Origin of the sequence: Salinactinospora qingdaonensis (assembly GCF_039539445.1) — a bacterium.
In the GTDB taxonomy this organism is placed as follows: domain Bacteria; phylum Actinomycetota; class Actinomycetes; order Streptosporangiales; family Streptosporangiaceae; genus Salinactinospora; species Salinactinospora qingdaonensis.
The window spans coordinates 56,076-69,678 of record NZ_BAABDD010000020.1; the positions used below are offsets into that span (position 1 = coordinate 56,076).

General features: G+C 66.0%; 9 protein-coding genes. 3 read left to right on the forward strand and 6 right to left on the reverse strand.

Annotation, left to right across the window (positions count from 1 at the left end):
- Nucleotide 1: 1 nt before the first annotated feature.
- Both ABD848_RS18365 and ABD848_RS18370 read right to left on the reverse strand, forming a co-directional pair.
- Nucleotides 2–874: an aKG-HExxH-type peptide beta-hydroxylase gene (locus tag ABD848_RS18365; protein ID WP_344973836.1), complete on the reverse strand. Its 873-nt coding sequence runs from the start codon at nt 872–874 to the stop codon at nt 2–4.
- A 246-nt stretch (nt 875–1,120) separates the two neighbouring features.
- Complete coding sequence (locus ABD848_RS18370; protein ID WP_344973873.1) at nt 1,121–1,258, reverse strand: hypothetical protein; 138 nt, start codon at nt 1,256–1,258, stop codon at nt 1,121–1,123.
- Nucleotides 1,259–1,395: 137 nt separating this feature from the next.
- Between ABD848_RS18370 and ABD848_RS18375 the strand changes: the two genes are divergently transcribed.
- Entirely contained in the window at nt 1,396–4,059 is a 2,664-nt protein-coding gene (locus ABD848_RS18375; protein ID WP_344973876.1) for a valine--tRNA ligase, read from the forward strand.
- A 123-nt stretch (nt 4,060–4,182) separates the two neighbouring features.
- Here the strand turns inward: ABD848_RS18375 and ABD848_RS18380 are convergent, their stop codons facing one another.
- Nucleotides 4,183–4,599 carry a hypothetical protein gene (locus ABD848_RS18380; RefSeq protein WP_344973879.1) on the reverse strand — a complete coding sequence of 139 codons (417 nt, stop codon included), beginning with the start codon at nt 4,597–4,599 and terminating at the stop codon, nt 4,183–4,185.
- Between the two features lie 253 nt (nt 4,600–4,852).
- Here ABD848_RS18380 and ABD848_RS18385 point away from each other — a divergent pair, with 253 nt between their 5' ends.
- Complete coding sequence (locus ABD848_RS18385; protein ID WP_344973882.1) at nt 4,853–5,638, forward strand: helix-turn-helix domain-containing protein; 786 nt, start codon at nt 4,853–4,855, stop codon at nt 5,636–5,638.
- Nucleotides 5,635–5,811 carry a DUF397 domain-containing protein gene (locus ABD848_RS18390; protein WP_344973885.1) on the forward strand — a complete coding sequence of 59 codons (177 nt, stop codon included), beginning with the start codon at nt 5,635–5,637 and terminating at the stop codon, nt 5,809–5,811. Before ABD848_RS18385 ends, ABD848_RS18390 begins: the two co-directional genes overlap by 4 nt.
- Before the next feature lie 26 nt (nt 5,812–5,837).
- Here ABD848_RS18390 and ABD848_RS18395 read toward each other — a convergent pair whose 3' ends face one another.
- The 3 genes from ABD848_RS18395 to ABD848_RS18405 all read right to left on the reverse strand — a co-directional run bounded on the left by ABD848_RS18395 (nt 5,838) and on the right by ABD848_RS18405 (nt 13,307).
- On the reverse strand, nt 5,838–9,911 hold the full coding sequence (locus ABD848_RS18395) for an Eco57I restriction-modification methylase domain-containing protein (RefSeq protein ID WP_344973888.1): 4,074 nt from the start codon (nt 9,909–9,911) through the stop codon (nt 5,838–5,840).
- Nucleotides 9,908–13,039, reverse strand: coding sequence for a DISARM system SNF2-like helicase DrmD (gene drmD / locus ABD848_RS18400; protein WP_344973891.1), 3,132 nt, complete (start codon nt 13,037–13,039; stop codon nt 9,908–9,910). Before drmD ends, ABD848_RS18395 begins: the two co-directional genes overlap by 4 nt.
- Nucleotides 13,040–13,154: 115 nt before the next feature.
- Nucleotides 13,155–13,307 (reverse strand): hypothetical protein, encoded by a 153-nt coding sequence (locus ABD848_RS18405; RefSeq protein WP_344973894.1) that lies wholly within the window; start codon nt 13,305–13,307, stop codon nt 13,155–13,157.
- Between the last annotated feature and the right edge of the window lie 296 nt (nt 13,308–13,603).

Here is a 13,603-nt window from a genome sequence, read left to right on the forward strand (position 1 = left end):
GTCATTCCGCCATGCTGGTCATGCTGTCCAACAGGGCGCGGCCCGTTTCGGTGAAGCGTCCAACCTCGTTGAGCGTGCCGATCCCCCGCCGGTATTTGTCTTCGATGGTTTTGGCGTGCTCGGCGAAAATCGGGGCCTCGACCAGCGGGAGGGCTCGGCGGTACATGTGCACGAGCCGGGAGAGCACGAACTGGGCGTGAAAGATGCCCATCACCGGCCTTGGGTCGCGGCGCAACGGTGACTGGTGCAGTTCGTCGGCAGGGTTCAACACGAGCGGATCCGCTGTGTGAATGACGTTGAGCTTCAGGTGCGACGTCTCGTGGACCAGGTGTTCGAAGAAGTACATCACCCGGTGGTACTCCGGATAGGGCTCGCGCAGGAACACAGCGCCGAAGAACTGAAGGCTGGTCGCGCCTGTCACACCCGAGCCACGCGAGATACACACATGACGGACGAGCTCTTCGACTTCGGCCCGCATCTGCGGATCAGCTTCCTCGATGAGCGCGAGAGCCTGCTCGACCTCGGCTTGGTAGCTGGCCAACTCCTCCTCTGGCAACGGTTCGATGACGGTCATCCGGCCGAACCGGTCTGGGACGGGGTGTGCCCGCAGTCTGGCCAGCACGGGCTCTTCCCAACTGGTGGCGCCAACCGTATCGACGGTACGCCCCTGGGCATACCAGCCGTGGGCGTCTAAAGCTTCCAGGGAGGCGACAGCGGCACGTACCTCCTCGACGTCGCTACGGCTGATCGCGTCCAAGAGCGCATAGTGAGCGACGAACACGGCTGGGGAGAAGGGGCGTGACCGGTCGAGCTGAGAGCATTGCTCGACCAGTGGCCCAAGGTCGGTTCCCAGACCCGCTCCAGCGCTTGTCACCAGAGCTGCTGTGCTGTTTGCGAAACGTTCTCTCAGATAGCTGTGAAGGTTCGCGGTGCCGGCGCCGCTAGGTAGGGCGTCATGTAGATCCGGCTCGGACAAGGCGACGACCATCGAGGATCGAGTCTCCGTTCGCTGCGGCCGCGATTGAGGGAGCACATCTTCCGGACCTGCCGGGCACCAAAGCGGCTTTGCTCCTTGCCCTAGGTCAGGCCCGGGTGTGCATGTTCCTAAGGTCTGGACTGTCTAGCTGATCTGGACGGTGGGGACGGGTTCAGCGCCGCCCATCAGGACCTCAGCGGGGACCTCGAAGGATGCTTCGGGCGACTCGACAGCGTCGGACTCGGGGTTGTCGACCTTCTCTTCAGCCGATGGCGTGCTCATCGCAACCTGACCCTTACTGAATCGTATTCAGGGGAACTCTGAGAGTAATCAAGAGGTCAAAAAAGAGTCAACAGCATACAGCTGAGACCAGTCACGCGGTTTGGGGGCGCTGCGCACGGGCACTAGACTTGCGCTCTGTGACTGAAGAAACCGGCGCGAACCACACCTCTAGCCTGCCCACCCAGTACGCACCTGCTGAGGTAGAAGAGCGGCTGTACCAACGTTGGCATGCGGCCGGTTACTTCGAGGTCGATCCCAAGAGCGGCAAGCCCCCGTTCTCGATCGTGATCCCTCCGCCCAATGTCACCGGTGCCCTGCACCTGGGGCATGCTTTCGGCCACACCATCAAAGACGCGCTCACCCGCCGCGCCCGCATGCAGGGGTTGGAAGCGCTGTGGCTGCCGGGCATGGATCACGCGGGCATCGCCACCCAAACCCTCGTGGAGCGCCACCTGGCCACGACCGAGGGCAAGTCTCGCCATGACCTGACCCGTGAGGAGTTCGTCGAACGGGTCTGGGACTGGAAAGAGAACTACGGCGGGCAGATCCTCGGCCAGATGCGGCGCCTGGGCGACAGTGTGGACTGGTCGCGTGAGCGCTTCACCATGGATGCCGGCCTGTCGCGCGCGGTGGGCACGATCTTCAAGCGGCTGTTCGACGACGGGCTGATCTACCAGGCCGAGCGGATCATCAACTGGTGCCCGCGCTGCCAGACCGCGCTGTCCGACATCGAGGTCGAGCACCGCGACGACGAGGGCGAGCTGGTCTCGATCCGCTACGGTGAGGGCGAAAACTCGGTCGTGGTCGCCACGACGCGGGCCGAGACGATGCTCGGGGACACGGCCGTGGCCGTGCACCCCGACGATGAGCGCTACCGCCACCTGGTGGGCGCCTCGGTGGAACTGCCCCTCACCGGGCGCAGTATCCCGATCGTGGCCGACGAGCACGTCGACCCCGAGTTCGGCAGTGGCGCGGTCAAGGTCACCCCGGCCCACGACCCCAACGACTTCGAGATCGGGCGGCGTCACGACCTGCCCGCCCTGGAGATTCTCGACGAGCGCGGCATCGTTACCGCCCACGGCCCCTTCGAGGGCTTGGACCGCTTCGAGGCCCGCCCGGCGGTGGTCGCGGCGCTGCGCCAGCAAGGGCGCATCGTCGCCGAGAAGCGCCCCTACCTGCACGCTGTCGGCCACTGCTCGCGCTGCGACACGGTGGTCGAGCCGCGGCTGTCCCAGCAGTGGTTCGTCAAGGTCGCTCCCTTGGCCAAGGCCGCCGGGGATGCGGTACGCGACGGCCGGGTGCGGCTGCACCCGCCGGAGATGGCCGCCCGCTACTTCGAGTGGGTCGACAACATGCACGACTGGTGCATCAGCCGCCAGTTGTGGTGGGGACACCGCATCCCCGTGTGGTATGGGCCGAACGGTGAGGTGGTCTGTGTCGGCCCCGACGAGGAGCCACCCACGGGCGAGGGCTGGTACCAGGACTCCGATGTGCTCGACACCTGGTTCTCCTCGGCGCTGTGGCCGTTCTCCACACTGGGGTGGCCCGACGACACCGAGGATCTGCGCGCCTTCTACCCCACCAGTGTCTTGGTGACCGGCTACGACATCCTGTTCTTCTGGGTCGCCCGGATGATGATGTTCGGTCTCTACGCCATGGCCGACCGCGGCCCCGAGGAAGCGGTGCCGTTCAAGGACGTCGTCCTGCATGGGCTGGTCCGCGACCAGTACGGCAAGAAGATGTCCAAGTCGCGTGGGAACGCGGTCGATCCGCTGGACTGGATGGACGCCTACGGTAGCGATGCCCTGCGGTTCACCCTGGCCCGGGGAGCCAACCCCGGTTCCGATGTGCCCATCGGCGAGGACTGGGTGCAGGGGTCGCGCAACTTCTGCAACAAGGTCTGGAACGCCACCCGCTTCGCCCTGATGAACGGCGCCACGACCAATTCGGTGCTGACCGGCGGTGACTTCTCCGGTCCGTTACCGCCGTTGGAGGAGCTGTCCACGGCGGATCGCTGGATTCTCTCCCGGATGAATCGGGTCGTCGCCGAGGTGGACACGGCCTACGAAGAATTTCACTTCGCGCGCGCGTGCGACCTCCTCTACCACTTCGCCTGGGATGAGCTGTTCGACTGGTATGTCGAGCTGGCCAAAACCCCGCTCCAGCGTGGCGGGACCGAGGCCGAGAACACCCGCGCCGTGCTCGGCCACGTCTTCGACGTCACGTTGCGCCTGCTGCACCCGGTGATCCCGTTCGTCACCGAGGAACTGTGGCTCACCCTCACCAACAGGGAGTCCATCACCGTCGCGCCCTGGCCGCACGCTGAGATCAGCCTCGGCGATACGGAGGCCGAGGACACCATCGGCGAATTGCAGACGGTCGTCACCGAGGTCCGCCGGTTCCGCAGCGAGCAGGGGCTCAAGCCCGGCCAGCGCGTTCCCGCGCGCCTGCATTTCGCCAACCCACTACTGACCGGGTTCGAGGAACACATCCGTTCGCTGACCCGACTGACAGATCCCACGACAGACTTCTCCACCACGGCCTCGGTCGAGGTCGCCGGCGTGCGCGTGGAGCTGGACCTCTCGGACGCGGTCGACTTCGCCGCCGAACGCAAGCGCCTGGAAAAGGACCTGGCCGAGGCCGAGAAGCGCAAGGCTTCAGCCGAAGCGCAGCTCGCCAACTCCTCGTTCACCAGCAAAGCACCGGAAGCGGTCGTGGAAAACGTCCGCACCCGCCTCAAGGAGACCGAAGCCGAGATCGCCCGCATCACCAACCAGCTCGCCGCCCTCCCCCAGGCGTAGGTGTCATAGTCTTCTCAGTTGCCTCAGGGGAGTCACTGCGAAATCTGAGGTTGTGGCTTACCGCAGAGATGTCCCACCCCCCGGAGGGGGTGGGGGTGGGCCGGGAGGGCGGGCGGACGGACTCTAGGGGGTCGGCTGGGGCGTTTCGGTCGGCTCGGCGGGTGCCGCGGGCGGAGAGTCGGGACGCTCGGGGCTCTCCCCGGTGGAGTCGGCCGCTTCCAGGAGTTCTGACTCTTCCGGGGCCTCGGGGCACGCGCACTCGTCGGGGCAGTCGCAGTCGTCGGCGTCCATCTCGTCGAGCCGGCGCTCGACCATCGCCAATACCCGCTCCAGCATGCTGACGGTGTCGGTGTGGATCGTCCGTCCCTCGCCGCAGCGGGGGCGGGCACTGTAGGGCGCCATGCGGCGCTCGGGATGGTGGCGGATCTGCCACAGGTAGCCGTACCGGCGCGCGGTCGGCCGCAGCTTGACGGGCAGGTCCGACAGTCGAGTCTCCGGCAGCGGTTGGGGCGACGCCTCCTCGGTCACGGTCACAGCCATCACCGCCCCATCCACAGCAGGCAACACACCCGCTGCGCTCGGTAGTGGTTCCGGATAAGCTTGAACATGTTCCACCTGCCTTTTCCAGGTTGGGACCACGCCCCCGGGCCGCCTCATGGCCGCGGGGGTCTGCTGTGCCTTCCGAAATCCACAGTTCCGTAATCGGTGTTGCGAGCGCTAGTGATCTTGCAGAAGAGTAAGTCCAATAAAGCCCAGCATTGGGTTGCACTCCTCCTGTAAGGAAATGCAAGGCATGACCACTGATGGGCGCTGGCAGCGCTTCGCAAAACAAATCAAATACCACCGGAATCGGACAGATCTCTCCCAAGGCGCGCTCGCTAAAGCTGTCAACACGGGCGAGTCCACGATCGCGGCCTATGAGACGGGGCGGCGTGTCCCCAGTCGCGCCACTGCTGAGGCCATCGACTGGACCCTCGCCGCCGGAGGCTCCATCATCCAACTGTGGGATGAACTCAGCGATGAACGTGATATCCCCGAGGACTGGCGCAACTTCGAGAAGGCCGAGCGACAGGCGGTAGCGATACGTGAGTACCAAAATGTGGTTATTCCAGGACTTCTCCAGACCCTGGACTACGCTCGACACTGCCTGCGCAACCTACGCATGTGGGGCGACGAACGTGTAGAGCAACTGGTCGAACAGCGTACGTCTCGCCTGAAAGCCGTGAGTGGTGCTTCCCTGACGTTTGTAGTCGACGAGATTGTGCTGCGGCGTGCTCCAGGATCAACGGAGGTGCTGCGCAAACAGCTCGATTACCTGATGAGCCTCATCGATGATAGAACGATATGGCTGTCCGTGCTGCCTAGTGATACCCCCATGTACCCGGGAGTTCCCTCTTTCCGGATAATGACCTTGAAGGACAGGCGACTGGTAGGTCACGAGGAGTATCTGAGTGGTGTCAACGTCACCACTGGCCCCCAAGCTGGCGAGCTTGTCACTCTCTTCGGAAACCTCCAAGCCGAGTCCCTCAGCAGTCAGAAATCATTAAATCTGATCGAATCGATAAGGAACGAGCTTTGATAGATCAATCTTGGAAGAAATCAAGCTTCAGCGGAGCTAACCCCAATTGTGTCGAGTGCCGCACCGATAGCGAAGCTGTGGATATCCGTGATACCCAGCACCGCCACCTAGGCCAGATTTCCATCTCCTCTCAGGAGTGGCGCGCTTTCCTCGCGGAGATCGAACGGTTTTAGGTGCAGCGGGAATGCCCCGGAAAAGCTTAGAAGAGCGCATCCGGGGCAGTGCCCTTCTTGTTGGACTTCTCGTGTAGCCCCTGCTCGACCTCGACGTCGTAGCGCGCGTGGTTCAACTCCAGCAGCCGGTCCAGAATCTCGATACGCACCGCTGGACCAATCGTGTAGCGGGTGCCCTGCCGTGTCTCGTGGAAGTCGTGGCCAAGCCCTTGAGCCAGTAGGTCCTCCCAGCCATAGGCCCGCACCACTGCCTCGTCGATAGCCCGGTGGATCTCCCGCAGTTCGACGATGTCAGTGTCACGGTTCTTCGGATCATGGACCATGTTGTAGGTCTTGGTGAGTCCAGACTGACGGGAGAGCATCAGGTCTCGACGGAAGGTGTCCAGACAGTCGCCAAGGTCTCGCATCTCCTCCGTGGTTTCCGGGCGAGCGAGAGTCTCGAACACATCGGAGGGTGAGTAATTCAGATCGGCCTTCATCGTTGAACTGCGGTTGATGGCCCACCAGTAATGCGGCGCGCTAGACAACAAGGCCAGCGTCCCGGTGTCATCAGCGGCAAAGACGCCAAGCTTATGAGCAAATACCTGCCCAGTCGGCACCATCACTGGCATAACGACCTTGCTCACCAGCGTAAGGACGATCGCCCGATCAAGTCCGGAGATAGCGTCAAGCATGGCAGGACGTTTCTCTGCATACTGCCACCAATACTCACGATAAACTTTACGGTTATCGCCAGCTCGCTGGGGCTTCACATCTCGCAACACCTGCGCGTAGGGTTCTGGATAGTTCTTAGCTCGTTCTTCCTGCCAATCATGGAAGTTAATAACCCAGCGGCCACCAGAGCAGTCCGGACGTGAGTTCAAGTCCTGACCATTGAGATACGGAAAGAGTACATCCTTGTTGCGGGGATCTTTTTCAATCAGCCTCTGAGCATGCTCCGGAGGCATTGTGAAGCCCAAGCCAAGAATGTTGGACCCCTGGAACGAGATACCCATATTCTCTGCGAGACGGTAAGGCCGTCCGCTGACGCGCGAGGCGGGATCAAGGGAGGATGTAATCCCTCGGACCACCACGTCATCAGCGATCCGTTGGGCGTTGTCACTGAGTTCCGCTCGGCTGCCCCACACTGCCGCGTACTCCAGCACTGCCGACTTGGACGGCCATGGTGCGCTCTTGATGGCTTGGCGGATGGTGACGTTGTTCGCGGTGAGCTGGTCCAGTCCGACTTCGCGAGTATCACCTTGGGCGAGCGTGTTGGTGGCGATCAAGCCAGTCTGGCCGCCCGAGTTCAGCAACGCATGGGCGCGCAGGGCAAAGTAGGCGATCAGGTCGGCACTACCGCGAGCACCGAGGCCCAGCCTGTTGACCAGATATTCGCGGTAGGCGCGCCCGAGTGAACCCGTGAGCTTCTGGCCTCCCAGAAACGGCGGGTTCCCGATCACCGCGTCGAAGCCCGCGCCTGCCTCACGGGCGGCGTCGAACACCTCGGGGAATACTAAGGGCCAGTGCAGGGGCTCGCGTTCGAAGCCGTCGTTGGGGAGGTCGGTGCGCAGCCATGACCGTGCCGCCTCGCGTGCCTTTTCCTCGGCGTCAAGGGTGTCTTCATCGACCCGGCGGGCGTAGTCGGCGGCTTGGATCACTTGTTGGCGCTGGTCGGACTCGGACTTGCCCGCCGTGGCCAGTGCGGCACCGGATGCCAGGTCGGCGAACAAGGCGGCGCGGGCGGTCTTCTCCTTGGCGCCGGCGAGCAGGCGGCGCTTCTCCTCCAGGGCGGTGAAGCTGCTGTCCCCGATGTCGGCCAACTGGCGCCGTTCCTGGGCGACCTCGTCGACGAGGGAACGCACACCCGTGGTGAAGTCCAGCAGTGCCCGCTCGTGGATCTTCCTGCCCCGCTTGGCGTCGAGGTCCATGACCTCCAACTGGTCCAGTGAGGTGATGCCCAGCAGCGAGTCGCCGGCCATGAGGCGGTCGTCGAGGAAGGTGAAAGGGCGGCCGGAGTCCATGGAGACCAGCCACAGCGACAGTTTGGCCATCTCCACGGCCATCGGGTTGATGTCGACGCCGTAGAGGCAGTGCTCGATGATCTGGCGCCGCGCCTCCACCACGAGAGGGTCGGCCTCGGCGTCGATGGCCACATCGGCGTCGGAGGTGTCGTCGCGGTAGGCGCGGGCGTCCTCGTCGCCCTCCTCCGCCCAGGCTTCCACGAGGCGGTTGGCGAGGTAGCGGCAGGCCGCGACGAGGAACGCCGCCGAGCCCATGGCGATGTCGGCGACCTTGAGCGACAGGATCTCCTCAGCGCTGCGCAGCTTCCACTGGCTCTGGTCGGCGGTCTCCAGCGGGCCGGGCCGGTACACCAGCGGTTCGAGGGCGCCTTCAGCGATCTTCTCGGCGAGGTCACGCGGCGTGTAGTGGGTGCCGGTGTTCTTGCGCAGCGCCGACTCGGTCATGTAGAGCGCGCCGGGCAGGAAGACCAAAGGATCGTCGCGCAGGTCGCGGCGGATGATCCGGTAGAACGGCAGCAGCCGCCGCACCAGATCGTGGTCCTTGGCCACGGCGTAAAGCTTGGTCTCGGCCACCGCGCGCTCCTCGTCATCCAACGGCTGGAGCTTCTTGGTCAGCACGTTGGCGGTGCCGATCTTGGCGTCCTTATAGCGGGTCGCCAACTCGCCGGCCAGCTCGTCGGCGGCCGGGTGGGCGGCGGCCAGCTCCTCCAGCTCGGCCAGCGGCACCTCGGCCTCGCTGCCCTCCTTGCTGCCGATCAAGCCCACCATGGCCTGAGCCGCACGGTAGCCGTCGTGGTCGAGCAGACCCTCGTAGACGTAGCCGATCTGCTCCACGTCCAAGGCGCGGAAGGTGACCTTGCGCAGCTCCCTGCCGATGGTGACGTGCTGGACAGCCCGCAGCATCTGGAGCACGGTGCGGTCGTCGACCGGCAACGGGCGACCGTCCAGCCCCTCGGCCAGCCACGGGAAAGCGGCCGGGTCGAACAGCGAACCGTCATGGGCGGCCAGTTCCAGGTCAGGGTGGTCCACACCGGAGTAGACGGCGGTGAACAGGGCGAGCAGCCGGTGCCAGGCGCGGTGGGTGTGCTCCAACTCGCCGGCGTTGCCGCCGGCGTCGCGCACCCGCTGCTCCAACTGCTCATACAACCGGCTCACCGAGTACGCCTCGGCGTACAGCTCGTTGTCGGAGGGCAGCAGGCGCCGCTCCTCAGCGAAGAGCAGGAACACCACGCGCATCATCACCGAGACCGCGCCCCGGTAGACGTCGTGGGCGCTGACCTCGCCCAGGCCCGTGCCGCCACGGTCGCGGGCGTGGACATCGGCGCGGCTGACGGCGGCGACCAGCATCTCCACAGCCTGGCGCACCTGCACGCCGAGCCGTTCGGTAAGGTCCTCCTGCTGGTCGAGGCTTTCGCGCAGCAGCGCGGGCAGTCGCGCCTCCTCGGGCACGGCCAGGAAGCGGCGGCGCTCCAACAGCGAGCAGAACGCGCGCACCACCACACGTTCGGCCGCGGCGGGCCAGTCGACGGCGTCGAAAGTGACCGTAGTGGTGACGCCGCCGCGCGGCGCCCACACCAGAGTCCACCAGCGCCCGTCGGTGGCCAACCCCAATTCGACGCCATGGTGGCGGCACAGCAGGGCGAGCCGGTCGGCAGGGGTGGCCGACCACGACGAGCCCGCGACGCGGCGCGTAGGCGGGCCGTCGCTGACCAGGCCCAGCAGCAGCGGGTCCTTACTGCCCGGCTCCAGCAGCGCGAACGAGGGGCCGACGGTGGTCTCGTGGGCCGCCACGTCCATGGCGAGATAGCCCAGGTCGTGTTCGGCGGCACCGGCGAAGCCTACGTCGTCGCCCCAGCCCAACAGCTCGCGCAACACGAAACCGATCCAGGGGTCGCGGCCGGCGCCGGACAGCCAGTCGGCGTGCTCGCGGCGCAGCCGGTCACGGGTGCGGGTGTCGACGGCCTCCAGGTCAGGCCAGTGTTTGAGCAGCACCGGCAGCGACAGGAAAGGGCCGTTGACCTCGACCAAGTCGAGCCAGTCCTGGTGGACGCGGCGACGGTCGGCGCCGGTGGTGGTGCGTTTGGCACCTGGCCTCATCGAGTGGCCTCCCGGGTGGGCACGACGAAGACGAGAGCGACGGGGAAAGACAGCGGTTGCGGGTCGGCGTAGCGGGCGGCGACCTTGGCGAGCTCGCGGTCGCGTTCGGCGTCGAGCTGGTCGAGGCGTTGGCGCCACTTGTGGCGGTCATGGCGGTACTGCGCCAGCTCCTTACTGTCTTTAGCCACCTCCGCCCGGCTGAACAGGGCGTCCTCCTCGTCTTGGGCCAGCGCGTCGCGCAGAGTCGCGGCGAAACGCTCGAAGTTGGTGGTGATACGACGCTGCTCGCCGTCGCGGCGCTGATTGAGCTTGTTTTCGAGGGATTCCCGCCGGTCGGCGGTGCGGCGGTCGACCGCGCGCAGCAGCCCGTCGCGGGCGGCGGGCCAGGCGTCGACGAGGCGATCCTGCACCACCGGGGATGCCGGGGTGCCGTGGGTGAGGGCCCGATCGAGGATGGAGCCGAGCGTGGTGAGGTTGTCCAGGCGGCGAAACCGGCCCGACTCGCCCAGCCAACCGCCGGCATGCAGCACCTCCTCATGGAGGCGGACACCGTCAGCGCCCACGAGCACGAAACGGCTGAAGGCCGCCACGAGCGGGTGTTCCAGCCGGGAGTCGTCGCTGACGACGGCGGTGACCCGATGCAGCCCGGAGTTGGCGCTCCACACGGCGGCGCGCAGCAGCCGGGTGGCCATGGCCACCAGCGGGTGCCCCAAGTGAGCCAAGACGACGTCGTCGCGCCCGCGGGCGGTGTCGGGGTCGAAGGTGACGGGCCGCTGGTGGTGCTCCAACGGGTCGATGAGGCCCTCGGTGGCGTGCGCCCAGGACTTGGTCAGCGGCGGCACCTCGAACAGTCCCTCGGCGAGGCGGCGCTCGTCGACATGGGGGCTCAGCGGCTGTTCACCGTCCAGCTCCAAGGCGGTGTCGACGACGCGGCGCACGTTACCGGGAGTGATACCCAACTGCTCGACGGCGGTATTCAGGTCGCGCAGCAGCCGCTGCACCTGCTCGTCGACGTTGGAGTCGGAGGCGAGGGTGCGGCTGCGGGAACGGGTGGTCTCGGCGGCGTTCTCGATGTCGAGGTCGTCGATCTGGCCGAGCATGCGCTGCTGCACCGCGCCGGCCAGCACGGCGTTGACGCTGCCAAGATCCTCCTCCATGCGGGCGACCTTCGTGGCCACCCGCGCCAGAAACTCCATGTCGGCGTCGTGGCGGCCAGTGCCCACACCCATGAAATGGCGCACCTCGGGCGTGTGGGGTTGGCCGTAGCGGTCGATACGGCCGATGCGCTGTTCGAGCTTGTTGGGGTTGAAAGGGATGTCGTAATTGACCAGGCGGTGGCAGTGGCGTTGCAAGTCGATGCCCTCGCTGGCCGAGTCGGTGGCCAGCAGGATACGCACCGGGTGCTCGGCGGGGTCGGCCTGGAAAGCCAGCCGCAGCAGCTCGCGCTGCTCAGGGTCCATGCCGCCGTACAGACGCGCGACCCGCTCGCCGCCCAGGCCCTCCTGGGCCAGCAGATCGGCCAGCCATAGTTGGGTGTCGCGGTACTCGGTGAAGACGATGACGCGCTCGTTGGTCCAAGTCTGCCCATCGGGGCGGCACACCGCGGTGAGGTAGTCGATCAACCGCCGAGCCTTGGCATCGGGCATCGCCTCGTGGCGAGAGGCCCACTGGGCCATCTCCTCCAGCAGCGCGATCTCGGTCTCGGTAGGGTCCTCCTGCAACCGGGTCGAGCGGCCCAGCGCGTCCTCCTCAGCCTCGGCGAGCGCCTCATCGTCGAGAACGGCGGTGTCGTCGAAGAAGTCCGCCAGCCACGCCGGCACCTCCTCGGCAGGCTCGGGCGCCGGCTCGGGCGTGCTCGTCGCCTTGGTCTGGAGAGTGTCCAAGTAGACGCCGACAGTGTGGGCGAACGCACGCGGCGAAGAGAACAACCGCTTCTTCAACAGCAGCGTCACCAAGTCGGCGGCCTTACGCCCAGCCGGGCGCGGCAGGCGGCGACTGCGGGTCGCGGCGAACTCCTCCACCAGAGCGTGAGCCTCGCGCTCACCGTCGGGATACTCCACGGCCAGCGCGCGGGCATCGCGCTCAGGGAAACGCGGAGTGCCATCAGGCCAGGTGATGTCGCTCTTAAGGCGGCGCACCACCGTCTCGCGCTGCGCCGCCGGGTCGGGGGCCACACCGCGGGCGAAACGCTGATCGTCGATGATCTCCAGCAGGGCGGTGAACGACTCCGGATAGCCGTTGTGCGGCGTGGCCGACAAGAACAGCCGGTGCTCGAAGTGGGGGGCGAGTCGCCGGATGAGCTTGGTTTGCTGAGAATCGACCGCATACGCCTGCTTAGGCGCGGCCGGGGCCACATGGTGGGCCTCATCCAGGATCAGCAGGTCGAAAAACCGGTCGGTGGGCTCAGCCTCAGACGGCAGCGCCTCGTCAAGCAGGCGTTGGGCCTTGGCACCACGCAGCCACGGCAGGCTCACGATCGTGCGCGGGTAGACGTGGAAAGGGTTGGCCGCCGCGCCGTGGCTGCGTTTGAGCCGAGCCAATTGGCCAGAGTCAACCACAGTGAAATCCAGGCCGAACTTGTCCAGCATCTCGTCACGCCACTTGAGCGTGAGCCCCGCCGGGCACACGATCATGATGCGTTTAGCGCGGTGGCGCAGCACCAACTCCAAAGCGACCAGGCCGGCCTCGATCGTCTTACCCAAACCGACATCATCGGACAGCAACTGATTGACGCGCGGAGCCTCCACAGCACGGGCCACCGGTTCAAGCTGGTAACCCTCCACCGCGACGCCGCTGCGAAACGGCGCCTGCAACCGGCGCACATCGGCCGAAGTGACCGCCGACCAGCGCACCGCGTCCAAGAAAGCCGCCAGCCGAACGGGCGGATCGAAGCCGTGCCGGGCCACCTCGGGCAGCGACCCCGCCGGCAGCACACGCCGGCCCGGCTCCAACTCCCAGATCACCGACAGCGTCTCGCCGTAGCGGCCATCCTCGACGCTTTGCAGATCCAGCCGCATGTACCCGGCCTCACCGGGAACCCGGCGGCCGACCACCCAACGCTGCCCGCGCACCTCGACCAAAGAACCGTCAGCGGGCGTGTCCAGAGCGGCCGTGGCGAAGGAGGGCATGGGGCGGCTCCCTATTCTCGTGTTAGACCTTCTCGTGCGGACCGGGGGCAACGAGGGTGAGGTCATATCGTGTCACGAACACCCAGCGAGAACGAGGCGTTCGGACAATCCGGACTCATCGCACGTTGCCCAGCGCCATACCCTGCCGGCGGCGGCGTTTGAATCCCCCACCGAACGGGGCGAGGTGACGGCTCCACTGCCGCAGGAACCTCAGTGACGGGTCAGTGATCACGCCGAACAGGGCAAAGTGATGGCTCCGCTCGAACATGAGGCCTCTTCGCCGTCGACACCTTCCCGGGTGTTCCTGGTCGCCTCCGGCCCGGCCCCCCGAGCCCTAGCACGCAGCAGCAGGCAGAGTGCGGGCAGAGGTCATTTCCCGAGCGCACCGACAACCCCACGCCCACGACCTAACCACGGAAGTCGCCAGCCCCGCGGCAGCGGGTTGGCTGAGCCACAGTCTGTCAAGACGATGGTTCAACAGTTTCCCGCCGCTCGTGCCTCGACCGCTCCGCGATCTCAGCAGCCAGAGGACGCAGGAGTGCCCCGTCTCTCGCTCCTCGATCT

Bases quoted from the DNA above. Each gene is read 5' to 3' on its own strand.
- ABD848_RS18370 (WP_344973873.1), bottom strand. From the start codon at position 1,258: ATGAGCACGCCATCGGCTGAAGAGAAGGTCGACAACCCCGAGTCCGAC.
- ABD848_RS18380 (WP_344973879.1), bottom strand. From the start codon at position 4,599: ATGGCTGTGACCGTGACCGAGGAGGCGTCGCCCCAACCGCTGCCGGAG.
- ABD848_RS18385 (WP_344973882.1), top strand. From the start codon at position 4,853: ATGACCACTGATGGGCGCTGGCAGCGCTTCGCAAAACAAATCAAATAC.
- ABD848_RS18395 (WP_344973888.1), bottom strand. From the start codon at position 9,911: ATGAGGCCAGGTGCCAAACGCACCACCACCGGCGCCGACCGTCGCCGC.
- drmD (WP_344973891.1), bottom strand. From the start codon at position 13,039: ATGCCCTCCTTCGCCACGGCCGCTCTGGACACGCCCGCTGACGGTTCT.
- ABD848_RS18405 (WP_344973894.1), bottom strand. From the start codon at position 13,307: ATGTTCGAGCGGAGCCATCACTTTGCCCTGTTCGGCGTGATCACTGAC.